Source organism: Euzebya rosea, assembly GCF_003073135.1.
In the GTDB taxonomy this organism is placed as follows: domain Bacteria; phylum Actinomycetota; class Nitriliruptoria; order Euzebyales; family Euzebyaceae; genus Euzebya; species Euzebya rosea.
This window is the reverse complement of the sequence record NZ_PGDQ01000027.1, coordinates 1-26516: the sequence shown is the minus strand read 5'-3', so window position 1 is coordinate 26516 and position 26516 is coordinate 1. Positions and strand designations below refer to the sequence as shown.

The window sequence follows — 26516 nt, the reverse complement described above, 5'->3', positions numbered from 1 at the left end:
CGTGCGGCGCCTCCTCCTGGTCCTGCTGCTGGTCGCCGCCACCGCGTGTGGCGGCGACGGCCGGGAGGTCGCGATCGCCGACGACCCCGCCGACGACCCCGCAAACGGCACGCCGCTGCAGCAGGACACGGTGGAGGAGGGCAGCGCCGCAGCGGACGGGGACGCCGCCCAGGACGACAAGAGCGGGCCACGTGGCGGCGACCTCTCCGTCAGCGACGACAAGGAGGTCCCGGCGCTCGTCCTGCCGGGCGGCGAGGTCGTGGAGACGGTCGAGTCCTCCGGGGGCCGGCTGTGCGACGAGGTGCCCACCCAGGGCGTGCGCGACATCCTCGGGGCCGACGCCGGGGTGCAGGACATCACCCCCGACTCGTGCACCTGGACCGTGGTCGACGGCAGCGACATCACCGTTGCGACCATCACGCGCACCGAGCTCGCCGCCGCGTTCCCCCTGATCGACGTGGTCGGCCCGCAGGCCGAGGCGCTGGACGCCGACGGCGTCGCCGACCCCATGCCGGGGCTCGGTGACGAGGCGTACCTGCTGGACGGCGAGATCGGCGTCTACGTCCACGCCCTGCAGGGGACCACCTACTGGATCGTCTACGTCGACGGCCCGCTGAACGCCATGGCTGCCGCCGAGTCCCTGACCCGCCTCGCCCTCGGTGGCTGATCGCCTGCACCTGCCCCGCCTGCTGCGGGTCACGGCCGTGTCGGTGGTCCTCACCATCGTCGCGGCGGTCGGGATCGTCCGGCTGGTCGGCCCGCCGTCGACGGCGTCGGTCACGCCGCTGCTGCCCGACCGCATCGAGGTGGGCGAACGTGCCCGGGGGACCTACCGGGTCGGCGAGCACACCGTCCTCATCGCCGCGGACGGCATCACGATCAGCCACCCCGCGTCCCCCCGGGCGGTCTGGGCGTCACCCCGCGGACGGGCGTTCCTCGTCGCGGCGACCGGCACCGTCGACACCCCGGAACCACGGGGCATGCTGCGGCTGTCCGAGCACATCGAGGAGGTCTTCGGCGAGCAGACCGTCGAGGGGGCCGACGTCGACACGACCGGCCGCTTGGTGATCACCGGCCTGCTCGGCAACGAGGAGAGCGACGAGCGGCTGGAGTACCAGGTCTTCGTGGCCACGTCCGGCAGACGCACCGGCGGGCTGGACATCGACGTCGCCGTGCTCGAGGAGGTCGACCGCCTGTCGCTGGTCTCTGAGCTGGACCCCGGCGAGCTGGTCCACGGGCTGGGCGCACAGTTCTCCGACTTCGACCTGCGTGGCCGCGCCTACCCGCTGATCCCCCGGGCACAGGGGGTCGGTCGCGGGGCCCAGCCGCTGTCGCTGCTGGTCGACCTCGTCCTCGGAGCCGCGGGGGCCGCCGACACCACCGGCGCGCCGCTGCCGCACGTGGTCACCTCCGCCCCCCGATCGATGTGGGTCCACGGCCCCGACGTGGTCGTCGCCGACCTGCGACAGGACGATCGCCTGGCCATGACCGTCTGGGGCGAGGAGATGCAGGTCTCCATGGCCGTCGGGGCCACCCCGGCGGCGCACGTGGCCGCCCACGCCGCCGCCGAGGGGGTGCCCCGCCGCGTGCCCGAGTGGGTCGGGACGGGGCTGGTCCTCGGCGTGTCGGACGGCGCCACGGAGGTTCGGGAACGCCTCGCCCTGCTGCGCGAGGCCGACGTCGACGTCACCGCGGTGTGGCTCAGCGACTGGGCAGGTCTGCGCCCCGTCCCGTTCGGCGACGGGCCGGGGCTGGCCGCGACCGTGGACGAGACCCGGTATCCCGACCTGGCCGGGCTCGTCGACGACCTCGCCGAGGACGACATCCGTGTGCTGACGACCGCGAGCCCGATGGTGTCCCCCGACGCCGCCCACGACGGTGCCCGCGACCTCTGGGAGGAGGCCGTCGAGGCGGGATGGCTGGTGCTCGACGAGGAGGGCGAACCCTACGTCGTGGAGGTCTCCGGGGTGCGGGTCGGGTGGGTCGACCTGTTCGACCCCGACGCGCAGTCCTGGTACGCCCGGGTGCTGGCCGAGGAGGCGCTGGGGTCAGGCGCTGCCGGGCTGGTCGCGCTGGACGGCGAGGGGCCACCGCTGGACGCCGTCACGGCCGCCGGCCCCGTGGAGGACCTGCGCCGGGCCTACCCCACCCGCTGGGCGGCGACGACCCGGCGGGCGCTGGAGCTGGCCGGGCTGGGCCAGGACGGCCTCACCGTGCACACCGCCGTGGGCCCGGGGACCGCCGGAGAGGCGGGGCTGCTGCGGGCCGGCGACCAGCTGGTGGACTTCTCCCACACCGACGGGCTCGCCAGCGGACTCGACGGCCTGCTGGCGGGAGGCGTGAGCGGCCTGACGCGGTCCCACGTCGACATCGGCGCCAGTACCACTGTGGCGCTGCCGGGCCCCCTGCCCGACCTGCTGCGCTCCGAGGAGCTGATCGTCCGCTCCGCCGAGCTGTCGGCGTTCACCTCGATGATGCGGTCGGCACCGGGAACCCGACCCGACCTGGGGGCCTCGATCACCGACGACGGGGTCCTCGACCACCTCGCCGGACTGGTCGGCCTCTTCGCGGCGCTGGCCGACGAACGCGGGCGGCTGGACCGTGGGTTCGACAGCCGCGCGCTGCCCCTCGTCCGCCATCCCGTGCTGGTGGTCCCCGAGCAGCCCGAGGTCGCCTACCAGCCGGAGGTCTTCTTCTTGGGTGAGGACCTCTTCGTCGCGCCCGTGCTGGAGGAGGGCGCCACCGACCGGCGGGTCACCCTGCCGATCGGGGTCTGGGTCGACATCTGGACCGGCGAGGAGGTCGAGGTGTCCCGCACCACCGTCGAGGAGGAGACCGTCGCGGCGCCCCTGGGCCGCCCGCCGGCCTGGGCCCGGGCGGGCTCGGCGGTCGCCGACGACCTGGACCGCTGGCGTCAGGATCGCTGACGCCGGCGACTGGTGCTACTGGTCCAGCACCTGGCGGCCCGTCACGTACATCCCGCGGTGACCGCAGGTGCAGTGGAAGCGCACCTCGATGCCGTCGGGCGTGTTGTGGACGGCATCGATACCGGACGGCCAGATGAGGGTCCGGCCGCCGTGGGTGGGGCAGTCAACGGTGAACATCGCAACCTCCTTGGCTGATCGGCTGACGAAACGACGGTGAGTCGTCCTCAACGCCATAGAATAGCAGGCACACCTCGTACAGCCATCGAATGTGTGGGTCTGAGTGGACGAACGCCTTCTTGACGAAACCAATCGCCAACTTCTGGCTGCGCTTCAACGGGACGGTCGCGCCAGCTATCGCGAGCTGGGCGACCTCGTCGGCCTGAGCCCGCCCGCGGTCGCCGACCGAGTCAAGCGGCTGGAGGAAGCAGGCGTCATCGTCGGGTACCGGGCGGTGATCGACCTGGAGAAGGTGGGGCGGCCGCTGATGGCCACGGTCCGCGTGGGGCCGACCACGAAGGAGGAGTGCAACCGCCTCGAGGCGTGGGCGGCCGACCAACCGTCGGTCCTGCGCTGCTGGCGGGTGACCGGCGAGGACTGCTACCACATGGTCGTCGCGGTCAGCGGCCCGACCGAGCTGCACCACCTGCTGGACGGCGTGATGGAGTACGGCCCGTCCAACACCTCCCTGGTGCTGAGCCAGCCGTTCGACCACGCCATCGTCGAGCCCTACCTCCCCGCGGGCACCGACGCCTGATCCGCTTCGGCGCGACGGCCCGAACGCCCCGGGCGGGTCAGTCGAGGCGGGTGCGGTCCAGGAACGCGCGCAGGGCGTCGACGAACTCGGGCTCCCGCTCGCGGTGCGGCCAGTGGCCGGCGCCGTCCAGGATCAGCACGTCGACCGGTCCGGTGAAGGCCGACCGGCTGTGCTCGAACGCCTCCGGGGGCACGAGGTCGCGCGTGCCGCCCACCACCAATGACGGCATGCCCAGCCGATGCGACAGGGCCCGGTCCGGCCGCGGGGACAGCGCCCGGTAGTAGGCCAGGGTGGCGTCGAGCACGTCCCGGTCGGCCATCGCCGCCTTGACGTTGGCCACGCAGGCGTCGCGATCCGGCCCCGACCAGCCGGGTGCCCACCGGCGGTAGAGGGTGTCGACCCCGCGGAGGTTCCCGAGCGCGAACACCTGCGCCGCCCCCGGAAGCCGCAGCGTGGCGAAGTGCCGGGCCTTCCACAGCAGCGCCGGGGTCGGCCGGAGGGTCCGGGGGTGCGGGATGGCCACGCCGACCAACCGGTCGACGCGGTCCGGGGACAGCGACGCCGTGCCGTAGGCCATGGACGCGCCCCAGTCGTGGCCGACGAGGGTGGCGCTGTCCAGCCCGAGGTCGTCAAGCAGCCCGATCACGTCCTCGGCCAGGGTGCGGGCGTCGTAGGGCCGGTCCGGCCGGATCGACGCGGCGGTGTACCCGCGGAGGTGCGGCACGACCACCCGGTGCCCGTCGGCCACGAGGGCGTTGGCGATCCCGTCCCACGTGGCCGCGGTGTCGGGGAAGCCGTGCAGCAGCACGACCGCGTCCCCCTCCCCCTCGTCGCGGTGGATCTCCATCGCCGGGATGCTGCTCGCCATCGTCGTCCCTCGTCGTCGTTCGTCGTGCGGGGCGGCTGCGGGCGCGGGGGCCCGGCCGTCGGCGGTCACCCTAACCGGCGTCCCGGCGCAGCAGGCCGTCCAGGGCTCGGCCGGTGAGCAGGCCGACGACCAGCCCCATCGCCCCCGCCGCGAGCACACCGACGATCCCGTGGGCCACGGGCGGCCAGGCGTTGGGCACGACCGACAGCGCCACGACCGGGATCATCACACCGACCAGCCATGCCCCGGCGCTGACCCCGACCCAGCGGCCCGACCGCGGGACGACCCGTCGCAGGACCCGCCACTGCAGGAACCCCATGGCCAGCAGCCCCGCGATCCAGACCGGCACCATCAGCACGAGGAGCAGGCCGACGGGTGCCCCCGGCGCACCGAGGAGCGCGCTGCCGCCCATCCCGGCCAGCCATGCCAGGCCGGCACCGAGGACCGTTGCGCCGATCCACCCCCGACCGTCCACCGCAGGGGCGTGCCGATGCAGCACCCAGGCGTTGGCGCTGCCGATGGCCAGCCCCTCCAGCAGCCCCGCTGCGGTCAGCCCGAGGACCAGCAACGGCTCCGCGGCGTCGAGGGCCACGAGCGTCGTGCCGGCCAGCACCGGCGGCAGGAACCCGACGAGCTCGGCCACGACGAACGCCCCAGTCCACTCGCGTCGCAGCGACCGCACCGGAGGCGCGGCCGTCGTCGAGGGGATCGCGGTGTCCACGACCGCAGCATCCGCTGGGATGCCCGGCCGCGGTCAGGGCGTCCGGCCCGTCCCCGTAGGGACGAAGGTCGGCCTACTCGTCGAAGTTGCGGTAGTACCGGCTGGCTGTCGGGCCGCGCTGGCCCTGGTACTTCGACCCGAGCTCGGCGTCGCCGTAGGCGTGCTCGGCCGCGCGGTCGAGCTGGAAGAACGCCAGCTGGCCGATCTTCATGCCCGGGTAGATGGCGATCGGCAGGTTGGCGACGTTGGACAGCTCGAGGGTCAGCCAGCCGGAGAAGCCGGCGTCGACGAACCCGGCGGTGGCGTGCACCAGCAGGCCGAGGCGGCCAAGCGAGCTCTTGCCCTCGATACGGGCGACCAGGTCCTTGGGGAGGGTGACCTTCTCCAGCGTCGACCCGAGCACGAACTCGCCCGGGTGCAGGATGAACGGCTGCTCGTCGGTGGCCTCGACGGGGTCGGTCAGGTCGGGCTGCTCGTCCCGCACGTCGATGTAGGGGTACAGGTGGTTGTTGAACACCCGGAACTCGCTGTCGACGCGCAGGTCGACGCTGGAGGGCTGTACCGCGTCGGGGCCGATCGGGTCGACGACGATGCGGCCCTCCTCCAGGGCGGCTCGGATGCTGATGTCGGACAGGATCACGGGGAGGTCCTCGGGTGGGTTGTGGTCTCGCGGGGAGTCTAGGAGATGTTCACGTGACGACCCGACGTGGTCGCTGTACGGTGGCCGGCTGCTTGGAGAACTGGAGTTCACGTGGACGACGACCGCACACGCATCGCGTTGCTGGGCGACGCCGAGGCCGATGTCCGGCTGCGGATGGCGCTCGAGCTGGGCCAGGCACGGGTCGTGGACGCAGCGGGCCCGCTGGTGGCGCGCTTCGGCGTCGAGCCCGACTTCGGGGTGCGCGAGACCCTGACCTGGGCGGTGCTGCGCATGCGGGACACGGCGATGCCGATGGTTCGCCACGCCCTCGACGACCCGCGGTGGATCGCCCGACTCCAGGCGACGCACACCCTGAGCAAGCTCGGCGACCCGGCCGACGGGACCCGGCTGCTGCCGCTCGTCGCCGACCCGGTGGCCTCCGTCGCGTCGCGGGCGTGGTGGGCGGTCGCACAGTGCGGCGATCCCGAGGTCGTCCCGGCGCTGGTCGCCCAGCTCGGCCGGGGGTCCGCCGAGGACCGCAACAGCCTGTACGTCGCGTTGGGACACTTCGGCGCGGACGCGGTGCCGGAGGTGGTCGGGGCGCTGCGCCACGGGGCGACCGCGACCGTTCGTCGCCACGCCGCGGATGTGCTCGGGGGCCTCGGGTCACCCCTCGCCGAGCCGGCGGCCGTCGCCCTCGTGGAGGCGCTGTCCGACGACGACGGCGACGTACGGGTGGGAGGGCTGAGTGCCCTGGGGTACTTGCGTTCACCCGCGGTGTGGGCGGTGATCGAGGACACGGTGGCCCATTCCGACCCCCGGCTGCGGCTGCTTGCCGGCCGGCTCCTCGAACGACGACCCAGCGCCGTGGTGGTCCGCCGTGGTGTTGCGTCGGGGGAGATCCCCTCGACCCTGGCGGACCTCGACGACCCCGAGGCGCGGCTCGGTCCGCCGCCGATGTCGTGGCCGGAACCCGACCCGTCGCTGGTGACCCTCGAGGGCGGCCCGTGGAAGTCCGGCTTGGTGGTACCGCTGGCCCGCCAGGTCGAGGTCGGCCGACCGCGGTGGCTCGCACGCGGGGACGTCCCCGCGGAGGTGCTCGACGCGGTCGGGGCTGCGGCCCTGGAGCAGGCCCTCGCCGATGGCCTTCCCGAGGGTGTGGCCGGGCGTGTCGCGGCCGGGGCGGTCGAGCAGTTCGTTCACGAGACCGTCCTGCTGGAGCAGTGCAGCGTCGTCGAGCCCGGCCGCCTCGTGAAGGACCTCCTCGTCGGCACCGAGGTGCATGTTGTCGACTTCGCCGGCAGGGAGGTCGGCCGAGCGACGGTCTAACGTGGTGGTCCCGCCGCCCGCCACCATCTGGATCCGCAGTTGCTCGATGCCATCGGGGTCGCCTTCGCGACCGTCTTCCTCGCCGAGCTGGGGGACAAGTCCCAGCTGCTCGCCCTGTCCTTGTCCGCCCGGTACCGCCGGTCGGTCCTGCTGCTGGCTGTCCTGACGGCCAGCGCGGTCACCATGGCCGTGTCGGTCACGGTCGGCAACCTCGTCGGCCAGCTGCTGCCGACCCGTGCGATCACCGCCGCGGCGGCGATCCTGTTCGTCGCCTTCGGCGTGCTGACCCTGCGGGGCGGCGAGGAAGAAGGAGCGGAAGGGGAGGAGGAGGCGGGGGACGCGTCCTCGTCGGGGTTCGTCGGGATCGTGGCGGCGCTGTCGTTGGCGGAGTTCGGCGACAAGACGATGGTGGCCACGTTCGCCCTGGCGGCGGCGAGCTCGGCGGTCGGGACGTGGATCGGCGCGACCGCCGGCATGGCCCTTGCGGGCGCCATCGGCGTCGTGATCGGCGGGGCCCTGTGGACCCGCCTGTCACCCCGGACGGTCCGGCTCGTGTCCGGCGGCCTGTTCCTGGTGGTCGGGGTCGTGCTGCTGGTCGACGCGCTGACCGGCTGATCACGGTCCTGCGTGGGTGGGCTGTGGGCCACCCCGAGGCGGGGTCAGCGTCGGGGTTGGCGCACCACCCGCAGGCCTGCCGCGCCAGCGAGCAGCAGAGCACCGCCGATGGTGAGGTTGGGTGAGGTGGGCCCGGTCGCGGGCAGCCGCTGACCGGTCGATCCGCCCGTCGAGCCACCGCTGCTGCCGGTCGTCGAGCCGCCCGTCCCGGTCTGGCTCGTGGGGGTCGGCGTGGGCGTCGGGGTGGTCGTGGGGGTCGGCCCGGGCGTCGGGGCCGGACCGGTCGCGCTGAACGGGTTGGCGATCAGCAGCTCGTTGTTGCGGTCGTTGAACTCACCCGGCCCGGTCCCCGCGAAACCACCCTGCGGGTCGTTGCCCATCAGCTCGCGGGCCAGGACCACCGTCGGGTCGCTGTCGTCGTGGTCGATCATCGTGGTGAAGATCGACAGGGTTCCGTCGGCGTTGTCGACGACCTCGATCACGCGGGCCTGCGCCGGCCAGTCGATGTGGGCGGCCGTGCCGACGTCCCAGAACGCGCCGCTCCCCTCGCCCCGGAACCCGACGGTGTTGGAGTGGGTGTGGCCGTTCACCCACAGGATCAGGCTCGGATGGGCGGTGCAGACCGCCTCGACGTCGTCGGCGAGGTGGCGCGGAAGGTCACCACCCTGGGGGTCGGCCGGATCCGGCGTGACGATCGGGTTGGTCAACGACCGCAGCCCGTGGTGGCTGAACACGACGGCCAGCCGCTGGGCGTCGTCGCAGGCCTGCAGCTCGGCGTCCAGCCAGGCCAGCTGCACGTCGCCGACGGACCCCTCGGCGAACCCGCCGGGGTTGACGGTGTCGAGGACGATGAACCGCAGCGGCCCGACGTCGGCGGCGTAGTACACGATGCCGTTGTCGACGTTGGCCCGGGTGAACCCGTGGCCCGCCGGCAGGCCCGGTGACTCGAGGTGCTTGCGGGCGTACTCGGCCCGGTCGATGATCCGCCGCTCGGGATCGGCGGTGACCGCCGCGACCGGTGCACCGACGGGTGCGATGGGCACCTCGCCGTCGCCCAGCAGGCACGGGTTGAACGGACCGGGACTCATCACCTTGGCCGGTCCGGTGGCGATGCCCTCCAGGACCGGGTTGGTCGGGGCGTTGCCCTGCAGCAGTCCGTCGTGGTTGCCGTAGGCGGAGTACCAGGGCAGGCCGATGCCGGGGGCGGTGAAGCTGGCCAGGGCGTCGGTCAGGAAGCCGGGGGCGTCGGGAAAGCCGTAGGTGGTCTTGTAGCGGTCCTGGATGGCGGGGTCGGGATGCCAGTACTGCAGGTCACCGCTGGCCTGGACGCCCTCGTAGACAGCGGGGTCACCGGAGTTGGGCGTGACCGTGCCGCCGTCCATGACGGCCAGGAAGACATCGGCCTCGTTGGCCTGCTGGTTGTCGATGTTGTCGCCGGTGCAGACCGCGGCGGCGATCGGCGCGCCGGTGACGGGTGAGCTGGCCATCTCGCGGACCCGTCGGATCATGGCATCGGCGATCCGTGCCGATGCGGCCTCCTGGGGGCGGTGGGCGGACTCGAACGGCGGTGGGCAGGCGGTGTTGACGAACCGGTCGGTGAACTCCACCCGGGCGGGTGACTGCACGTCGATGATGTGCTGGTCGGTGAGGTGCACGAAGCAGAGCAGGCTGCGTCGTCGCTGGTCGCGGTCGGCCCGGGGGGTGGCCAGCTCGTCACGGACGAGGTGGGGTTCGCCGTCGCCGAGGGCGACCGGTGCGTAGCCCAGGTCGTTGGGGGTGCCCTGCCGGAGGGTGCGCGCCAGCGTCGTCAGACGGGCCGCGGCGACCGCGGCCTCGCCATCGGCCTGCAGCAGCTCGGCGGCGACCACCTCCCGGGGCAGGCCGGTGGCTGCGGCCACGCTCGCGACAAGGGAGAGGAACTGCCTGCGGGTGACTGCCACGACACGCTGCCTGTTCGTCCGGGGGGCTCGGGTGACCGGATGGTGAACGGCAGGGTAACCCAGCGGTGCGAGGGGACGGCCGACCCGACAGGAGACCGGCCGTGCCGGTCAGGTGAGCGCGCCGAGAGGCCAGACCGGCCGGTCGGTTGCCGCCCGGATCGCCTCGATGTCGGTGCGGTGGGTGAGGATCATCGCGGTGGACGGGCCGCCGGAGTCCTGCGGGGGCACGGGCCACTCGGGGATCCGACAGGTGGCGTCGACACCGGCGGCCAGGTCGTCGGCCTCGGCCCGGGGGCCACGCGAGCCGATCGGCAGCGCCTCGACGACGCCGGGCACGACCAGCACGTCACGGACGACCCCGGGGTGCAGGATCTCGGCGTCGGTGTGGTCGAAGCGGTGGGCCGGTGCGGACTTGGGACGCCCGACCAGGGCCAGCCGGTCGCCCGGCCGGCTGGTGCCGACCCGCAGCATGTCCAGCGACGCCCGGCCGATGACGGTGACGCCGACGCCGGTTGCGACAGTCGGCACGTTGTCCTCGGTGCTGCCCGTCAGCGCGTCCGGCCCGAGCCCGACCATGGCGATCTCGTCCACGACGCCAGCGATGATGTCGCGCCCGGTCGGGTCCATCTCCACCGCCAGCGTGTCGCTGACCGCGACCGGGACCGCGCCCGCGGCCAGCAGCTCGAGCAGCGGGACCCGGGCAGCCGTCCGACCCAGCGAGTAGCCGCCGATGGGGACGACGTCGTGGGGCTTGGGGCCGATGCCCCCGTCGGAGTCGCAGGCGATGACCAGGACCTCGGTCCCGTCGGTCCGCAGGTACAGCAGGTCGCGATGGCGGATCGGTGCCCACGGGGTGGCGGCGGACAGCCGGTCGGTCAGGACGCTCACGAGGTTGCCTCCGGGGTCGTCGTCGGGGCCGGGCTGCCCTGCCGCCGGCTGGTGCGGATGCTGTGCACGGTGATGGCGAGGAACGTCGCAAGGTACGGCAGCATCAACAGGGCCTGTGACGGGACGTCGGTGCGCTGCAGGACGTTGCCGAGGGCGTCGGCGATGCCGAACACGAGCGTCGCGACGACGGTCAGGCCGGGGCGGGCGCCGGCGAACAGGACGGCAGCCAGCGCGATGAACCCTCGCCCGGCGGTCATGTCGCGGGTGAACGAGCTGAGGTAGCCGATGGACAGGTTGGCGCCGCCCAGCCCGGCGAGGGCCCCGGCGACGACGAGGGTGCCGTACTGGACCCGGCGGGTGTCGATCCCGACGGCGGCCGCGGTCTCCGGTGACGCCCCGACGGCACGCAGGTGCACCCCGGTGCGGGTACGCCGCAGCACCACGGCGACGGCGAGGACCGACAGCCAGCCGACGTACACGAGGACGTTGTGGCCCGACACCGCCTCGCCCAGGACCGGGACCGATGCGACGATGGGCAGGTCGATGCGGGGCAACGTCACGAGGGACGAGTCGACGATCGAGCCGCGGGTCCCGTACAGCTCGCTCATCGCGAACAGGGTGCTGCCGCCGACGAGGGTGTTGATCGCGAAGCCGGCGACGATGATGTCGGCGTGCAGGTCGACGGCCACCCAGGCCAGCAGCGCACCGGCGACCGCGGCGGCCAGGACGGCGGCGCCGAGGCCGACCCACGGGCTGCCGGTCGCCAGCGTCGTGACGACGGCGACGAACGCGCCCGTCAGCATCATCCCCTCCACCCCGATGTTGGGGACGCCGGCGCGTTCGGTGAGGACCCCACCCATCGCGGCCAGCAGGATCGGCGAGGCGGCCCGGAGGACGGCGAAGGCGAACCCGGCGTCGAGGACGAGGTCGAGCACGCTCACCCCTCCACCTCCCGGGCCGGGCGGGTCCGTGTGCGGGCCAGGACGGTGACGGTGACGAACAGGAACAGCGTGCCCTGCACGATGGTGACGACCTCGCGCGGCACGTCGGTGACGGTCTCCATGACCGCTGCTCCCGACGTCAGGTAGGCGTAGAACAGCGCGGCGATCGGGATGACCAGCGGCCGGTTGCCGGCCAGCAACGCGATCAGGATCCCCACGAACCCGTAGCCGGTGGAGAACCCGTCGATCAGTCGTCCCTGCTCCCCCATGACCACCGCGATGCCGCCGAGGCCGGCCATGGCACCACCGAGCGCCATCGAGGCGGTGATGGCCCGCTGCGGTGACCGGCCGCCGTAGCGCAGGAAGGCGGGGTTGTCCCCGGCGATGCGCATGTCGTAGCCGAGGGTGGTGCGAGTCAGCAGCCAGTGTCCGGCGATGCACACGAGGATGCCGATGACCAGCCCCAGGTGGGCGCTTGACGGCGGGAGGAACCGGGGCAGCCGGGCGCTGTCGGGCAGGAACGCCGTCTGGGGGAACCCGAGGCCGCCGGGGTCCAGCAGCGGGCCGCTGACCACCCACGACACGAGCAGCACGGCGACGAAGTTGAGCATCAGCGTCGTGACGATCTCGTTGGTCGCCCACCGCGCCCGCAGGATCCCGGGGACGAAGCCCCACAGGCCGCCGGCCACCGCGGCGGCCAGGAGGGCCGCGACGATCAGCGCGGGACCGGGCAGCGACACGGTCAGCGCGACGGCGGTGCCCGCCAGGGTGCCCAGGTACAGCTGTCCCTCTGCGCCGATGTTGAACACCCCCGCGCGGAACCCGAGGGCCACGGCGAGGCCGGTGAAGGTGTAGGGGACCGCTCGCGCCAGCATGGTGCCGATCTGGAAGGTGCCGTCGAAGGGGCCCAGGAGGAAGGCGCGGACCGAGGCGGCGGGCTGGTCGGAGACCAGGACGATCAGCACGACCCCGAGGGCCATCGCACCGGCGGCGACCGCGACGGTCGAGGCGGTTCGGGGTGGCGCCGTCGCACCCGGCTGGGCGCTCATGCGGAGACCTCGCCGGCCATGGCGCGGCCGAGCGTTTCGTCGTCGACGGTGTCGGGGTCGTCGTAGCGGGCGGTCACCCGACCGCCCTGCAGGACGACGAGGCGGTCGGCCAGGCTGCGCAGCTCCGACAGCTCGGTGGAGACCAGCAGGATGGCCGCGCCGTCGTCACGGCGGCGGCGGAGCTCGTCGTGGATGCGCTCGATGGCGCCGATGTCGACCCCGCGGGTCGGTTGTGCGGCGACGAGCAGCCGGGGGTCGCCGTGCAGCTCGCGGGCGATGACGACCTTCTGGGCGTTGCCGCCGGAGAGGCTGGCGACGGGGGTGTCGGGGGTGCCGCCGCGGATGTCGTGAATGGTGATGGCGTCCTCGGCGTGCTGGCGTACGGCCCGACGGTCGAGGACCCCGTGGCGGGCGACGTCGCCAAGCCGGCTGACGACCAGGTTGTCGGCGATGCTGCTGGCCGCGGCGGTGCCGCGATCGGTGCGGTCGGCGGCGATGTGGCCGACGCCGAGGCGCCGCACGGCAGCAGGGTCATTCGGCAGGTCGATGCCACCGATGCGGGTCCGGCCGGCCGTCGGGGTGCGGAGACCGGTGACGACGTCGACCAGCTCGTCCTGGCCGTTGCCGTCGATGCCGGCGATGCCGACGACCTCGCCGGCGTGCACCGACAGCGTCACGTGGTCGAGCAGCGTCCGGCCGTCGTGGTGGACCGTGACCCCCTCCACCGCCAGCACCTCCTCCCCCGGGGTGTGAGGGGTTCGCGTGCCGGTCAGCACGACGTCGCGGCCCACCATCAGCCGGGCGAGGGCGGCCTCGTCGACGTCGGCGACAGCGCGAGAGCCCACGGTCCGGCCGTCGCGCATCACGGTGACGGCGTCGGCGTGGTCGAGCACCTCGCGCAGCTTGTGGGTGATGAACACGACGGTGCGGCCCTCGTCGGCCAGGCGGCGCAGCGCGGTGAACAGCCCGTCGACCTCCTGTGGGGTCAGCACGGCGGAGGGTTCGTCGAGGACGATCAGCCGTGCGCCCTGGTCGAGCACGCGGAGGATCTCCACGCGTTGCTTCTGCCCGACCGACAGCTCGCCGACCGGCCGGTCCGGGTCGATGTCGGTGCCCAGGTCGACGGCCAGCGTCGCGACGCGTCGGCGGGCGGCGTCACGGTCGACGAAGGGCCCGCGGCGTGGTTCGCGGCCGAGGGTGACGTTCTCGGCGACGGTCAGCTCGTCGACCAGCCGGAAGTGCTGGTGGACCATCCCGACGCCGGCGGCGATGGCCTGGCGGGCGTCCCGGGGGGTGAAGGGACGGCCGTGCAGGACCATGTCGCCGGCGTCGGGGGTCTCCAGGCCGTGGACGACCCGCATCAGGGTCGACTTGCCTGCGCCGTTCTCCCCCATGACGGCGTGGATGTGCCCGGCGGTGACGATCAGGTCGACGCGATCGTTGGCGACGGTGCCGTCGGGATAGGTCTTGCTGACCCCCCGCACCTGCAGCGCGGGGGGTGTGGTCGAGTCGGTCGTGGGGGTCACTGACCGAGGATCGACTCGACGGTGATCTCGCCGGCGAGCAGCTCCTGGGTGATCTCCTCGATGCGCTCGCGGATGTCGGCGGGGACGTGGTCCTCGTAGAGCTCGTCGGTGGCCAGGCCCACGCCGCCGTTGGCCAGGCCGTAGACCTCGGTGGTGCCGAACGCCAGGTCCCCGGCGGCGAAGTCACCGATCGCGGCGGCCAGGGAGACGTCGACGTTCTTCATCATCGAGGACAGGATCGTGCCCGGTGCGATGCCGTTCTGGTTGGTGTCCACGCCGATGGCGTAGGTGCCGGCGTCGGTGGCGGCCTGGAAGACGCCGGCGCCCGTGCCGCCGGCCACCTGGTAGATGACGTCGGCGCCCTGGGCGATCTGGGTGGAGGCGAGCTCGAGGCCGCGGGCGGGGTCACCGAAGTCGCCGGCGTAGGCGCTGAGCACCTCGACGGAGCTGTCGACGTACTGGGCGCCCTGGGTGAAGCCGTTGAGGAAGTCGTTGATGACCGGCAGGTCGAGGCCGCCGATGAACCCGATGGTCGCGTCGGGGTTGGTGCCCTCGATCTCGGCCGACGTGGTCGTGAGGGCCGCGAGTGCACCCGCGAGGAACGACCCCTCGTGCTGGGCGTAGGTGATGGAGTGGATGTTGGGGGCGTCGAGGGCGGCGTCGTAGAAGACGAACTGCTGGTCGGGGAACTCCTCGGCGATGGGGCCGAGGATCTCCGCCATCGGCTGGGTGCCGGTGATGACGAGGTCGTGGTCGCCGGAGGCGACGGCCGAGCGGAGGGCAGGCTCCCACCCGGCGGCGTCCAGGCCCGCCTCGATGACCCGGACCTCGACCCCGTGCTCCTCCTCGGCCATCGCGGCACCGCGGGCGGCGGAGTCGAAGAAGGCCTCGTCGCCGAGCTCGCCGTTCAGCACGATGGCGACGCTGATGTCGCCGGCGTCGTCCGCGGTGGCCTGCGGGTCATCGGTGTCGGGCGTGTCGGGAGTGTCGGCCGTGTCCTGCGTGTCGGCGGTGTCGGGCGTGTCCGGGGCGTCGGCGGTGTCGGTCGTGTCGGTGGGCTCGCTGGCGCCGCAGGCGGCCAGCACCAAGGCGAGGACGAGCAGCAGGGCAGCGTGGAGGCGGGTCGGGCGTGTCGGGCTGGTCGTGGTCTGGCCGTTCATGGCATGGACTTCTTTCGGCTCGGGATGGCGGGTGGCGCGGGATGGCGTCGTTGGTGGACGGGCCGTCGGGTCACGACGTCGAGGTGGCGGTTCGGTGCGATGCCAGGCCCAGGGCGAGGTCGCGGAGGGGGGAGAGGTCGTTGGCGGACTCGAGGGTCGCGACGAGCTCGTCGGGGATGGCGTCGAAGCCGCCCGCCGCGCCGGCGATGCCGGTCGCCATCGCGCCGATCGTGTCGGTGTCCCCGCCGAGGTTGGCGCACAGGACGGCGGTGCGGACCGGGTCGCCGCCGCCCATCAGCGCGATCGCGACGGCGGTGGGGACGGCCTCGGTCGTCGCCACCCCGGCGCCGATGACGTCGTAGAGCTCCTGCAGGACGGCATCGTCGTCGGAGTCCGAGGCGACGATGGACAGCGCCATCGACAGCCGGCGGCGCAGCGACGCGCCGGGCGCGGGGTTGCCGTGGTTGGCGGCCCGGTCGAGGATCCGGTCGGCCGCCCTGACGGCGTCGCGCACCGAGCCGGTGTCGATCGCGGTGCTGACGGCGGCGGCGATCATGGCCGCGCCGCCGATGGCGATGTCGGTGTAGTGCGACGGGCGGCAGCACTCCACGACCTGGTCGACGAGGTCGTCGAGGTCGTCGGAGGGCACGAGCACGCCGACGGGCACGATGCGCATGGCCGCCCCGTTGGTGTCACCGCGGACGCCGGCTTCCTCGAGGGGTGCGCCGGAGCGGAGCAGGCCGATGGCCCGTTCGCTGCTCGGGCCGAGGAAGTTGCCGCCCGTGGCACCGACGCGGTCGGCCCAGGCGACGAGGTGCTCGGCCACGACCTCGCCCCGCGCCCGTCCGCCGCCGGCCAGGATGGCGCCGGCCAGCATCATCGTCTGCTGCGTGTCGTCGGTGACCTGCCCGGCGACGAAGCCGTCGACGACGAAGTGGCCGTCGGGGCCGGGGAGGAAGCGGTCGATCCAACCGAAGTGGTCGAGGATCCGACGGCGGGGCCACAGCTCACCGGGCATGCCCATCGCGTCGCCGAGGGCGACGCCGTAGAGGGCGCCGAGGGCCCGGTCGGCGGTGGTGCCGGGAATGGCGGCGAGGTCGGTGGGGGCGGGTGGCATGGTCATCCGTTCGTGGTCGGCGTGGGGTGTGCGAGGGCGGAGGCGGTCACGTCGGCGCCGGTGCGGACGGTCTCGAAGGCGAACAAATCGCCGCGCAGGACGCTCTTGACGTACTCCACCGGGCGACCGGCGTCGTCGGTTGTCGTGCGCTCCAGCAGGAAGGCGGGGTCGCCGGGCTGGGAGTGCAGGTGGGTGGCCTCGTACTCGTCGAGGGTGATCACGGTCAGGCGTTCGGTGGCCCGGTCGAGGGTCAGACCGCAGTCCTGCTGGAGGACGTCGTTGAGGGATCGCGTGGCGAGGTCGGCGGTCAGCAGCGGCTGGGTGAGGTGGCGTGGCAGCCAGGAGGTCTCGAGGCTGAGGGGGACGCCGTCGGCCTTGCGCAGGCGGCGGAGGCGGATCGCGGTGTCGGCTCCGGGGTCGAGGTTCAGGCGGCGGCGGATGCTGGTGCGCGGGCTCTCGGTGGTCACGTCGAGGACGGTGACGGCGCTGTGTCGTCCCTGTGCGCGGAGCTCGGAGGAGGCGCTGCGGAGATCGGTGAGGGTGCCCGTGACCTTCGGCGGGGTGACGAACGTCCCGTTCCCGCGTCGCCGCTCCAGCCGGCCCTGCCGGACCAAGCGGTCCACGGCCTGGCGGACCGTCATGCGGCTGATCCCGAGCTGCTCGGCGAAGTCGCGTTCGGAGGGCAGGCGGCTGCCGGGCGCGAGGTCGCCGTCGGCGATGCGTTCGCTCAGCCACTCCTGCAGCTGGTAGTAGATCGGAACTGGCCCGTCGACGTCGATGGCGCAGTCGGCGAAGAACGGGAGCGGGCGGTCAGTCACGACTAGAAGGCTAGTGGGCTAGACCAATCCTGTGCAAGCCTTCCCGATTGAACCCCCACCGCGCCTCGGCTAGGATCCCGGTCTCTCGCGGGTGTAGTTCAATGGCAGAACATCAGCTTCCCAAGCTGAATACGGGGGTTCGATTCCCCTCACCCGCTCCATACAAAACCGCAGGTGAGAGGGCATTTGGCTCCTCCCGGTGCGGGCGGCGGAGGGGCCATTCGCTCCCAGTTCGCTCCCAGCTGTTCTGGCACGTGTCGTGCATCAGGCGTTCCTTTCCGTCATCGGGGTGGCTGTCGAGGTGGTCCTGCCGTCCCTGACGAGGGCCCGCAGCTGGGTCGCCGCGTCGGCCTGCATGCCGGGCAGGACGTGGGCGTAGGTGTCGAGCGTGAAGGCGACCGAGGAGTGGCCGAGGCGCTCGCTCACGACCTTCGGGTTGACGCGGGATTGCAGGAGCAGCGACGCGTGTGTGTGCCTCAAATCGTGAAACCGCACGATCGGCACGTCGACGGACCGGACGGCGCGACGGAACGCAATGCTGATCGCGGGCGGGCTGAGCCAGCCGTCGCCGGCGGTGCCGGGGAACACCAGGTCCAGCGGGTTGTGGAGGGGTCGGGTGTCGGCGCGGTGCTGGACGAGCAGCTGGACGGTGTCGGGGTCCAGCTCGATCGTGCGGGCCGAAGTGGCGCTCTTGAGCTCGTGGCTGCGAACGTAGGTGCCGTCGGGCTCGGTGACCATGCTGGCGCGGACGTGGATGCGGCCGGTGTCCAGGCGCACCTCGTTCCACGCGAGGGCGAGCAGCTCGGAGCGGCGCATGCCGGTGAAGGCGGCGAGGCTCCAGAGGACGTGGTGGGGCTGACCTTCGGTGGCGGCGAGGAAGGTGCCCAGCTGCTCGGGCGTCCAGATCTTCATCGACCGGCGGCGGGACGCGCGCTCGTTGGCGGCGGGCGGTGGGTCAGCGAGGGCCGTGGGGTTGTGGGGCAGGTGGCCCCAGCGCATCGCGTCGTTGAACGCCTTGCGGAGGATCCGGTGCAGGCTGCGGACCGACGTGACCGACAGTCCCCCGCCGTCGCGCTGGTTCCCGTCGATCAGGAGGTGGTTGTAGAGCTCGGTCAGGTCGCCGGGGGTGAGCTCCTGCAGGCGGAGGTGGCCGAGGTGCGGGGCGACGTGGAGTCGGATCTTCGCGGCGCGGTCGTTCCAGGTCTGCGGCCGGACGCGCGGGGGCTTGGTGGCCTCGAGCCCGACGGTGGTGAGGTAGTCCTCGACGGTCATGGTCGAGGGGACGACGTGCCGGTTCTCGCGGATGGCGGCCTGCTGCTTGGCGAGGGCATCGTTGGCGGCGCCCTTGGTGGGGAAACCGAACTTCCACTGCTCCTGCCAGGTCCCGCCGGGCTTCTTGGCGACCTTCAGGCGGTAGCCCCATGAGACGGTGGAGGCCTCGCAGTGCTCGCAGAGGCGTTGCGTGACGCGGCGGTTGCACGAGCCGCACCGCTTGAAGACGGTGCCCCTCACGTCGCGGCATTCTCTCGGACGCAGGTGAGTGCATGGACGAGTTCGGGCTCGGTCAGGCCCAGCTGCTCGCGGAGCCGCGGGATCAGGACGTGGAACCGCCGGCCGATCCGGGTAGAGGGGATGTGCCCGGCGTTCACGGCCCGGTAGGTCGAGCGGAGGGAGATACCGAGGAGGGCGCTGGCCTCCTCCACGGTGATGGTCAGCGGGAGCTCGTCGCCCAGCAGCGTGGCCGGTTCGCGGTCAAGCACCGTCCCTTGGTCGATGTCGTTCATCTGCGCCCTCCCTTTCGTCGTCGCGGTCGCGGGTGCAGGTCGGATGTGGCGAGCTGGTCGCTGGAGATCAGGGTGCGCCACGCAGACTCATTGCCGTCGGGTTGAGTTGGGCGGCTGTGGATGACGGGTGGCTGGCACCTCATGGCATATTAACGTGTACTCGTCTAGACGAGTTGTCAACCATCTAAGCAAAGGGCCCCATCACGACCCAAGTGGCGCGACATGCGCAAGACGTGCGAGTGGCAGCATCCCACCGCGTCGAACGAGAGGAACGGCGAGCTCGAGCCGCCCATGCCGCCGGTGATGGTGCCGTGGCCGTGTCGCCGGCCCTCATGGAGACCTGGATGGAGCCAGACGCGCGAGAAGCGCATGACGCGCATGTGGCGCCTCTTGCGCCAGATGCGCATGACGCACGCCATGCGCCTACTGGCTCGCCTGCACGTGCGTTGGCCTGGGTGGTGGCGGTCGTCAACCTGAAGGGCGGCTCGGGCAAGACGACAACGCCGATGCACTTGGCGGCGGCATGGCACGACGCGGGCGAGCGCGTGCTCGTCATCGACGCCGATCCTCAGGGGTCGGCTGTCGCGTGGGCATCGGACTGCGCCGAGACGGGGACGCCGCTGCCGTGGCCGGTCTTGGGCCGAGCCTCAGGCACGCTGCACAGCGAGAAGCCGACGCTGGCGGCGGGCTGGAACGTCGTGGTCATCGACTGCCCGCCCGCGGCAGCCGACCACCGCGTCGTCCGATCCGCGATCCGTGCAGCCGACTGCATCGTGGTTCCGTGTCGACCAACAGCCCCGGACACGCGCCGTGTCGCACCGACCCGCGAGTTGGTGGTCGAGCTGGCCACCGAGCACGACCTCGACGTCTCCCTCGCGGTGCTTCTCACTCAGACCCGGGCGGGAACTATCGCGCGCACGGCGTACCGCGAGGCCCTGGACTCCTCAGGAGTCGCGGTGCTGAACACTGAGGTCCCGCTCCGAGAGGTCTTCGCGTGGGCGGAGGGCAGCGCGATCCAGCGGGACGCGCTCGAGCACTACCGCTCGGTCGCGGCCGAGCTCGACACGCTGAGGAGGCCGTGATGGTCGATCGCAAGCGAGCGAGCGTCATCGCGCGACGAGCGGCGGCGGGGATTCCTCGTACCCAACACGCGGCTGAGCGAGCGGCCGCCAACAACCAGCGGGTCCGAATCTCGGCACGTATCGAGACGTGTCACCGGGATGCGCTTCGCCAGCTCGGCGCTGCCTACGGCCTATCCGTTTCTGCGCTGATGGACCTCATCGGGGCGCTGGCCCACCAGCGACAGGAGGTGATTGAGCGCCTTGTCGCGGAGCGAGCTGAAGCGTTCCGCAGACCCTGGGGCGGGCCGCGGGCCTAGAGATGGGGCGTTACTTCCCGGGATGGAACTCCACCAGTGTCATACACTGACTATAGGCTCGCACAAATGATTGATCAGGATGACTCACAGGTGCTGTCGCGACCCCCAGTCGCGGCAGCTGAGAGCTTCTTCGCTGCCGGAGGCTCCCTGTACCGAAGGTTGCTAAGAGCCGACGGGACCGTCACGTCGTCGCTCGTCGCATCGCCGCACGCGGGCCAGGCATCGCTCCCCGATGGGCCCGTGACGCCCGACACGGCGGACAGGCTCTATCTCCAGCGCAGGTCGGCGCCGACCGTTGACCGTTCGTCGCCTGCCTTGCACGCAGTGGACCTCTTCTGCGGCGTTGGCGGTCTCTCCGAGGGCTTGGCCGAGGCAGCCCGCGCCGTGGGCCGGCAGCTTCACGTTGCGTTGGCCGTTGACTCCAACGATGAGATGGCCCGCGCGTTCCGGCGAAATCGCTCTGAGGCTCGCACGTTCGTGGGCGACGTCAGGACCTTGCTCGACAGCGAGCTCGATTCGCCGCTCTCCTCCCGCGAGCGACAACTCCGTGCTGAGCTCGGCAGCATCGACTTTTTGGTTGGTGGGCCACCTTGTCAAGGGCACTCCGCGTTCAATAACCGCACGCGCCATGCTGATTCACGGAATGCGCTCTACACGGTCATGGCACGCGCGGCCCAGGTCCTTCAGCCGACACACGTCATCATAGAAAACGTTCCCGGAGCGACCAGCGATAGAAGCGATGTTGTTCGCCGGACCACCGACTCTCTTGTCCAAGCCGGCTACGAGATCGACGAAGGTGTGGTCGACGTCACCGACCTGGGTGTGGCCCAGCGGCGCCGGCGATTCGTAGTGGTCGCCTCACGGCTGGAGCGACCCTCCCTTGCACGGACCGTGGCAGCCCATAGGCGCCCCACGCGCTCTGTCGGTTGGGCCATTGGGGATCTTGACGGGCAGGCCCCCGATAGCCTCTTGGATCAGCAAGCGCGTTCGGCTGGTGCCACCCGGCGTCGCATCGACTACCTCTTTCGGAACAACCTTCACGACCTTCCAAACGAGCAGCGCCCTGCGTGCCACCAAGGTTCGCACTCGTACAAGTCTGTCTACGGACGGATGCACCTTGACCGCCCCGCGCAGACCATCACACGGGGCTTCTACTCAATGTGCATGGGGCGATACGTCCACCCAACTCGGCGGCGGACGATCACCGCTCATGAGGCTGCAAGGCTGCAGCACTTCCCCGATTCATTTGACTGGTCGGAGATCACCTCAAGGGGCGCCCTCGCCTTGGCCGTCGCCAACGCCGTTCCTCCGAGGCTTTCCTACTCGGTAGCTGTGGAGCTCCTCAGGTGACCGGTGTCACTGGGTTGTTCGCCGGGATCGGCGGCATCGAGGAGGGCCTGCGCCGCGCAGGCTGGCGCTCCGACCTTCTCAGCGAGCTCATACCAGCCGCGCAGTCCGTGTTGCGTGAGCGCTTCGACGCGGATGTGGTCGGTAACATCGCGGACCTCACAGCGCTGCCTTCAAGCACCTCGGTTGTCGTAGCTGGGTTCCCATGTCAGGACCTCAGCTCGGTCGGTCGCAAGGAAGGGATCACTGGAGCTCGCTCAAGCCTTGTCGGTCACGTCTTCCGGCTTCTGGCCACGTCCTCAGTTGAATGGGTCGTGCTCGAGAACGTTCCATTCCTGCTTCACTTGGACCGCGGGAAGGCGATGCTCGTCGTCACACAGGCGCTTGAGGAACTCGGGTTCGCCTGGGCGTACCGCGTGGTGGACGCACAAGCGTTCGGGCTGCCCCAGCGGCGACGCCGTGTGGTGCTGGTCGCCAGCCCAACGCATGACCCACGCCCCGTGCTGTTCGCCGACGACGTCACGCGTCCAGAGCGTCCCGGAGACGGTGCCGCCCGTGGGTTCTACTGGACCGAGGGCACACGGGCGTTGGGATGGGCTGTAGATGCCGTGCCACCAATCAAGGGCGGGAGCAGCGTCGGCGTGCCGTCACCGCCTGCGATCGTTCGTCCCGATGGCTTCGTCGGAACACCACATCTGGAGGACGCAGAGCGCCTGCAGGGCTTCCCTGCCGGATGGACTCGACCAGCAGAGAGCGTGGTCGCGACCCGTCACCGGTGGCGACTCGTCGGCAACGCGGTTGCGGTCCCGATGGCCGAATGGGTTGGACAGCGGCTCTTGGAGCCCGGCGACCCCATTGATGTGGACGCAGGCCCCGCAGGCGACAGCTGGCCTAAGGCTGCGTTCCGTATGCCAGGTGGGCTGGTCCGACAGGTAGACGTGAGCACCGACCCAGTCTGGTTGCCGCGCCCATCCTTGCTCGACTTCCTAGAGAAACCACTCGCGCCGTTGTCCGCACGGGCCTCCGCCGGCTTCTTGCGCCGATGTCGGAGGGGCAGCCTGCGCTTCGAGGATGGATTCCTTGACGCGGTGGCAGACCATCACCGTTTCATGAGTGCGGAGGCCGCGTAGCCGCCGTCACGTACGCTGCTGTCCGTAACCATGATCTGGGTGGAGGCGCCCGTGCAGACCGAGAACATCGCCGAGCTTTCGAAGCTAATCACCACCGCCTTTGCGGAGAATACCAAGAAGGCCACCAAGGACTCCCTCCGGGAGGCGGTAGGCGACCTGCTGCAGATCGAGGCAGACCTGATCAGGATCGCAAGGATCACCGACCAGAAAAACGTTCCGAACCGGATGCTGTACGAGAGCGGCTGGGTCAATCCGGCGGTGATGCTGGTGTACTTCGACAGCGGGATGAAAGGGGTCAGTCTGCCTTACCTGCGCCGGAAGGTCGACGAGTATGTGTGTGATTACCCGGTCTATCACCAGGCCGAGCCTCGGCTGCGGTTGGTCGTCTTGATCGACGGGACCGAGATCGTCGCCGTCGACCGTGTCAGCTACGCCGACGTGGACGAGGTAGTGCGGACGATCCCCGCAGGCGACTAATGGAACTGGACCCAAGGGTGGCGGATGCGCTTCACGACGTCGGCGGGGCGCTGGCGGCTGCGACTGGTGCACCTCTAGACGACGTCGTCGGACCGGCTCCTGTTCAGGGTGGGGTTGTGGGTGCCATCCCGTCGCCTCGAACGCCTGTGATCCCCGAGCCGCCAACCGTCGTGCGTCTGCAGGGGCTTCTGGACGATTTCGATGAACACCTGCTTGATCAGGGGGTCGCGGCGAGCCGGTCGACGGTGATCGACGCGCTCGCCGCGTACCTATCGAGCCAGTTGCTGCTCTTTGCAGGCCCGAGTGGGACCGGCAAGTCGACGCTCGCCCGGGCGCTCACGACGTTCTTCTGCCACCCTGACAGCACTCGTGTCATTGAAGCCCGGCGCCAGCTCATCGGGCCGGAGGACGTCACAGGCTATGAGAGCCCGCTCGTCCCCGGGACCTTCTTCTCCGCGCGAACGTTGGAGCCGCTGCGCCAGCTTGCCAGTCCTGGCGGTGGTAGCCCCGCGCTCCTTGTGGAGGAGATGAACCTCTCGCCTATCGAGGGTTACCTCGCGCCGCTGGTGCATGGCCTAAGCGGGACCAGTAACGATCAGGTCCGCTGGGAGCTTCATGCTGGGTCGACCACGATGGTCCCTAAGGCCCTTGTGCTCAGGCCATACCCACGGCTGCTAGGCACTACCAACATTGACTCGACCGCGCATGCCCCAGCCCCAAAGGTCACCGCTCGGGCCTCCGTGATGCTGTTGGAGGCTGGTCCTGACGCCGACGTTGGGGGGGCCATCGCGTCCTTGGCAGTCCCGGCATCTAGGACGGGCCACATGGTCGCGGCGGGGGCACCGTTGGTCGGTGACCCTTGCGCTGCGCTAGCCGAGCATGCGGTGGACCACACCCAGCTTGGAGACGCGATCACCGCGATCATTGATGCGGCAGAAGGACCGTCGGGGCCATCACTTCGCGTTCCTCGCCGGCAGTTGCAGCAGATGACTCTCTACGTAGCCTGGTTCGCCCTGCTCTTCCAGGCTGAAGACGGTCGGGGATCTCCGCCGGCGGTCAGCCATGAGCTGTACCGGATGGGGGCTGAGAATGCGCTGCTGCACTTTGTCCTGCCCAACGTTCCCGGATTGGACCTGGGTCGCGTTCTCCGCCAGCTCTCCACGGCCGGACTTCTATTGACCGCTGGGACCGCTGCCGATGGTGTGGGGCCGGTTCTGGGCGATCGTGTGGTGCGATTAGGGGGCTCTGGCGATGCCGCGCTTCCTGGGGGCGACGCACTGGACTTCTGGGAGAGGCTGTCCTGACAGGCTCGACGCTACGCGTGGTCCTACTGGACCAGCGTGGACAGGACATAACGCCGACACCTGCCCCGCGCGTGCAGTCGGCCTGGTACGCGGTGCCCACCGGAGAGGTCCAGATCTCCTCAGTCAGCCCTACCGAGCTGACCCTGAGCCTCGGCGCCAGCCACGGGTCGGACACCGACGAGGGCCCACCGGACGTTCCCGTCGGCGATGTTCCCGTGCTGTCAGTGGATCCCATGACCGGGCGCATAGTCACCGTTCCAGTCAGGTTGCCGACGCCCGCCCCTTTCACGCGCGACGGCATCGACTCAATGTGGGCAGCCCTAGCCGACTCGCCGAGCACCTTGCGCCACCACTTGGCGCGGCGGGCACTTTGGCAGGGGGCAGCCCCAAGTCGACGGAGTCACCCCTCCGCCGTCTACGCGCCCGAACTCCCGGCCGTGCTGGACGGTTGCTCGCACCTACTCCGCGGATGGCCGCAATCGGAGGCCGTGGCCAGAGCGTGGCGCCCCATCGACATACCAGGGGGGCGGGAAGCCCTACGTGCGACGATGTCCCATCTCCATACGCTGCCCATTGCAGAGATCGGCGACCGCGTGGTCCCTGTTCGGACCGCGCGTGACTTCGGGGCGACATCTGACTGGAAGGTCGAGCGAGTCGCTGTCGTGCTAACCGAGCTTGCACGGCGGCTCACGGCAGGACAAGTCGTAGGCCCCGCTTCACACCTCATCACCTCACCATTGCTGGAGGTCGCTGCCCGAGCAAGCGTGGCGCACCCGAGGCGGGACCCGCCGCCGTCAACCTGGCCTCAACCGCTGCGTGCCCTCCTGCTCGCGGCTACCGCCGCGCTGGCGTCCGTAACAGCAGGGATGCGGGGTGTGGGTGCTGCACCGTTGACAAACCTTTGGCATCTATACGAGGCGTGGGTTACGTGTAACGTGATCCAGCAGGTCACCGCCATTGTCGGCCGTCCGGCCGACGAGGTGAACGTCCTCAACTCCAGTGGATCGGGCTCCACCGCTGACAAGACCGGCGACACCTGGGTGGCGCGCTGGGTAGGCGCAGGACAGCGGATCGAGGTATGGAGCCAGCTCGCAGTCAACCGCCGGTCGCGCAGTTTGTGCGGCGACCCAGATCTGAAGCTGTCCTCAATCACCGCGACACTGGTTCCTGATGTTCTGGTCTGCGTCGCCGATGCGTCAGGTGCACGCATTGTGGTAGTCGATGCTAAGGACACCAGACATCCAGTGCTGAAACCAGGTGTCGTCGCCACGACTGGTAGCAAGTACTTGTGGGGACTCCGAGTTCACCACAAGAGCGCTACAACGGAGGTGACAGGGGCCCGGATTGTGACAGCGGCCACCGCTCCGCGGATGTTCAGTCCGGCAGAATCCAAGATTCAGGCTGTTCAGGCCTCGCCGGACAAGGCCTCCCTATCGTGGGTGGCCGTTTGGCCACACCCTTGAACCGTCCACGGTGGCAGGGCCGTCTGTCAGTGTCCCTGCCAGCCGGGCGTTGTTTCCTCAGCGGGGGTGGCGGCGAACCTACTTGAGAGTCATGAACGAGGGCCCGGTGGGCCAAGGGAACGACGGCCCAAGCGGTTGCGTGTCCTTGGACGGCGTTGTCTCCGTCCCTAGCTAGATCAGCTATGGACGTTGATGGAGTCCCATCGGGTGGTGTAGAAGCCCGTGCGCGTGATTCAGTTGGTCACTGCGGGGATGGATGCTAGTTGGTCGTCGGGCCGGTCGAGGAGGGGTTCGAGGGTGACGGCGGCCATGTAGCGCCTTGGGGCGGCGACGAGTTCGT

At 70.8% G+C, this 26516-nt stretch carries 25 protein-coding genes and 1 tRNA gene; 12 read left to right on the top strand and 14 right to left on the bottom strand.

Annotated elements, in window-relative coordinates; all coding sequences use genetic code 11:
- Position 1 precedes the first annotated feature (1 nt).
- Both CUC05_RS23375 and CUC05_RS26000 read left to right on the top strand, forming a co-directional pair.
- Positions 2-667 (top strand): hypothetical protein, encoded by a 666-nt coding sequence (locus CUC05_RS23375; RefSeq protein ID WP_108668566.1) that lies wholly within the window; start codon positions 2-4, stop codon positions 665-667.
- Positions 660-2927, top strand: a complete 2268-nt coding sequence (locus tag CUC05_RS26000) for a TIM-barrel domain-containing protein (RefSeq protein WP_108668565.1) — start codon at positions 660-662, stop codon at positions 2925-2927. Before CUC05_RS23375 ends, CUC05_RS26000 begins: the two co-directional genes overlap by 8 nt.
- A 15-nt stretch (positions 2928-2942) precedes the next feature.
- Here the strand turns inward: CUC05_RS26000 and CUC05_RS25025 are convergent, their stop codons facing one another.
- Positions 2943-3104 (bottom strand): hypothetical protein, encoded by a 162-nt coding sequence (locus tag CUC05_RS25025; RefSeq protein WP_157965936.1) that lies wholly within the window; start codon positions 3102-3104, stop codon positions 2943-2945.
- A gap of 103 nt (positions 3105-3207) precedes the next feature.
- Between CUC05_RS25025 and CUC05_RS23365 the strand changes: the two genes are divergently transcribed.
- Positions 3208-3681 (top strand): Lrp/AsnC family transcriptional regulator, encoded by a 474-nt coding sequence (locus CUC05_RS23365; RefSeq protein ID WP_108668564.1) that lies wholly within the window; start codon positions 3208-3210, stop codon positions 3679-3681.
- A gap of 37 nt (positions 3682-3718) precedes the next feature.
- Here the strand turns inward: CUC05_RS23365 and CUC05_RS23360 are convergent, their stop codons facing one another.
- The 3 genes from CUC05_RS23360 to dcd all read right to left on the bottom strand — a co-directional run bounded on the left by CUC05_RS23360 (position 3719) and on the right by dcd (position 5910).
- On the bottom strand, positions 3719-4549 hold the full coding sequence (locus tag CUC05_RS23360; RefSeq protein ID WP_157965935.1) for an alpha/beta fold hydrolase: 831 nt from the start codon (positions 4547-4549) through the stop codon (positions 3719-3721).
- Positions 4550-4619: 70 nt separating this feature from the next.
- Positions 4620-5270, bottom strand: coding sequence for a DUF1129 domain-containing protein (locus CUC05_RS23355; protein ID WP_108668562.1), 651 nt, complete (start codon positions 5268-5270; stop codon positions 4620-4622).
- 73 nt (positions 5271-5343) lie between these two features.
- A complete protein-coding gene (gene dcd, locus CUC05_RS23350) occupies positions 5344-5910 on the bottom strand; it encodes a dCTP deaminase (RefSeq protein WP_108668561.1) in 567 nt (188 codons plus the stop codon).
- Between the two features lie 111 nt (positions 5911-6021).
- On the opposite strand from dcd, the gene CUC05_RS23345 reads away from it, so the two are divergent.
- Together CUC05_RS23345 and CUC05_RS23340 are read left to right on the top strand one after the other, a co-directional pair.
- Entirely contained in the window at positions 6022-7239 is a 1218-nt protein-coding gene (locus tag CUC05_RS23345) for a HEAT repeat domain-containing protein (protein WP_108668560.1), read from the top strand.
- Between the two features lie 39 nt (positions 7240-7278).
- Positions 7279-7854, top strand: coding sequence for a TMEM165/GDT1 family protein (locus CUC05_RS23340; protein WP_108668559.1), 576 nt, complete (start codon positions 7279-7281; stop codon positions 7852-7854).
- 44 nt (positions 7855-7898) lie between these two features.
- On the opposite strand, the gene CUC05_RS23335 is transcribed toward CUC05_RS23340, so the two are convergent.
- The 8 genes from CUC05_RS23335 to CUC05_RS23300 form a co-directional block, all read right to left on the bottom strand.
- Positions 7899-9794 (bottom strand): TIGR03767 family metallophosphoesterase, encoded by a 1896-nt coding sequence (locus tag CUC05_RS23335; protein ID WP_108668558.1) that lies wholly within the window; start codon positions 9792-9794, stop codon positions 7899-7901.
- A 108-nt stretch (positions 9795-9902) separates the two neighbouring features.
- Positions 9903-10682, bottom strand: coding sequence for an AIR synthase related protein (locus CUC05_RS23330; RefSeq protein WP_108668557.1), 780 nt, complete (start codon positions 10680-10682; stop codon positions 9903-9905).
- Entirely contained in the window at positions 10679-11623 is a 945-nt protein-coding gene (locus tag CUC05_RS23325) for an ABC transporter permease (RefSeq protein ID WP_157965934.1), read from the bottom strand. Before CUC05_RS23325 ends, CUC05_RS23330 begins: the two co-directional genes overlap by 4 nt.
- The gene (locus tag CUC05_RS23320; protein WP_108668555.1) at positions 11620-12672 is read right to left on the bottom strand and encodes an ABC transporter permease; all 1053 of its coding nucleotides are present in this window, start codon (positions 12670-12672) and stop codon (positions 11620-11622) included. The genes CUC05_RS23325 and CUC05_RS23320 overlap by 4 nt, the downstream gene beginning before the upstream one ends.
- Positions 12669-14198, bottom strand: coding sequence for an ABC transporter ATP-binding protein (locus CUC05_RS23315; protein WP_108668554.1), 1530 nt, complete (start codon positions 14196-14198; stop codon positions 12669-12671). Before CUC05_RS23315 ends, CUC05_RS23320 begins: the two co-directional genes overlap by 4 nt.
- Positions 14195-15358 (bottom strand): BMP family lipoprotein, encoded by a 1164-nt coding sequence (locus CUC05_RS23310; protein WP_108668553.1) that lies wholly within the window; start codon positions 15356-15358, stop codon positions 14195-14197. The genes CUC05_RS23315 and CUC05_RS23310 overlap by 4 nt, the downstream gene beginning before the upstream one ends.
- A 70-nt stretch (positions 15359-15428) precedes the next feature.
- Positions 15429-16481, bottom strand: a complete 1053-nt coding sequence (locus CUC05_RS23305; protein WP_108668552.1) for an ADP-ribosylglycohydrolase family protein — start codon at positions 16479-16481, stop codon at positions 15429-15431.
- A complete protein-coding gene (locus tag CUC05_RS23300) occupies positions 16478-17293 on the bottom strand; it encodes a GntR family transcriptional regulator (protein WP_108668551.1) in 816 nt (271 codons plus the stop codon). Before CUC05_RS23300 ends, CUC05_RS23305 begins: the two co-directional genes overlap by 4 nt.
- Positions 17294-17380: 87 nt before the next feature.
- On the opposite strand from CUC05_RS23300, the gene CUC05_RS23295 reads away from it, so the two are divergent.
- Positions 17381-17454, top strand: a tRNA-Gly gene (locus CUC05_RS23295).
- A 103-nt stretch (positions 17455-17557) separates the two neighbouring features.
- On the opposite strand, the gene CUC05_RS23290 is transcribed toward CUC05_RS23295, so the two are convergent.
- Positions 17558-18805, bottom strand: a complete 1248-nt coding sequence (locus tag CUC05_RS23290) for a tyrosine-type recombinase/integrase (protein WP_108668550.1) — start codon at positions 18803-18805, stop codon at positions 17558-17560.
- A complete protein-coding gene (locus tag CUC05_RS23285) occupies positions 18802-19077 on the bottom strand; it encodes an excisionase family DNA-binding protein (RefSeq protein WP_108668549.1) in 276 nt (91 codons plus the stop codon). Before CUC05_RS23285 ends, CUC05_RS23290 begins: the two co-directional genes overlap by 4 nt.
- Before the next feature lie 458 nt (positions 19078-19535).
- Here CUC05_RS23285 and CUC05_RS23280 point away from each other — a divergent pair, with 458 nt between their 5' ends.
- The 6 genes from CUC05_RS23280 to CUC05_RS25020 all read left to right on the top strand — a co-directional run bounded on the left by CUC05_RS23280 (position 19536) and on the right by CUC05_RS25020 (position 26176).
- Positions 19536-20159, top strand: a complete 624-nt coding sequence (locus CUC05_RS23280) for a ParA family protein (RefSeq protein WP_157965933.1) — start codon at positions 19536-19538, stop codon at positions 20157-20159.
- 362 nt (positions 20160-20521) lie between these two features.
- A complete protein-coding gene (locus CUC05_RS23275; protein ID WP_108668547.1) occupies positions 20522-21805 on the top strand; it encodes a DNA cytosine methyltransferase in 1284 nt (427 codons plus the stop codon).
- Positions 21802-22932, top strand: a complete 1131-nt coding sequence (locus CUC05_RS23270) for a DNA cytosine methyltransferase (RefSeq protein ID WP_108668546.1) — start codon at positions 21802-21804, stop codon at positions 22930-22932. Before CUC05_RS23275 ends, CUC05_RS23270 begins: the two co-directional genes overlap by 4 nt.
- 30 nt (positions 22933-22962) lie before the next feature.
- Entirely contained in the window at positions 22963-23409 is a 447-nt protein-coding gene (locus CUC05_RS23265; RefSeq protein ID WP_108668545.1) for a hypothetical protein, read from the top strand.
- 17 nt (positions 23410-23426) lie between these two features.
- Complete coding sequence (locus CUC05_RS23260; RefSeq protein ID WP_157965932.1) at positions 23427-24713, top strand: hypothetical protein; 1287 nt, start codon at positions 23427-23429, stop codon at positions 24711-24713.
- A gap of 935 nt (positions 24714-25648) precedes the next feature.
- Positions 25649-26176, top strand: a complete 528-nt coding sequence (locus CUC05_RS25020; protein WP_157965931.1) for a hypothetical protein — start codon at positions 25649-25651, stop codon at positions 26174-26176.
- Positions 26177-26516: the final 340 nt, after the last annotated feature.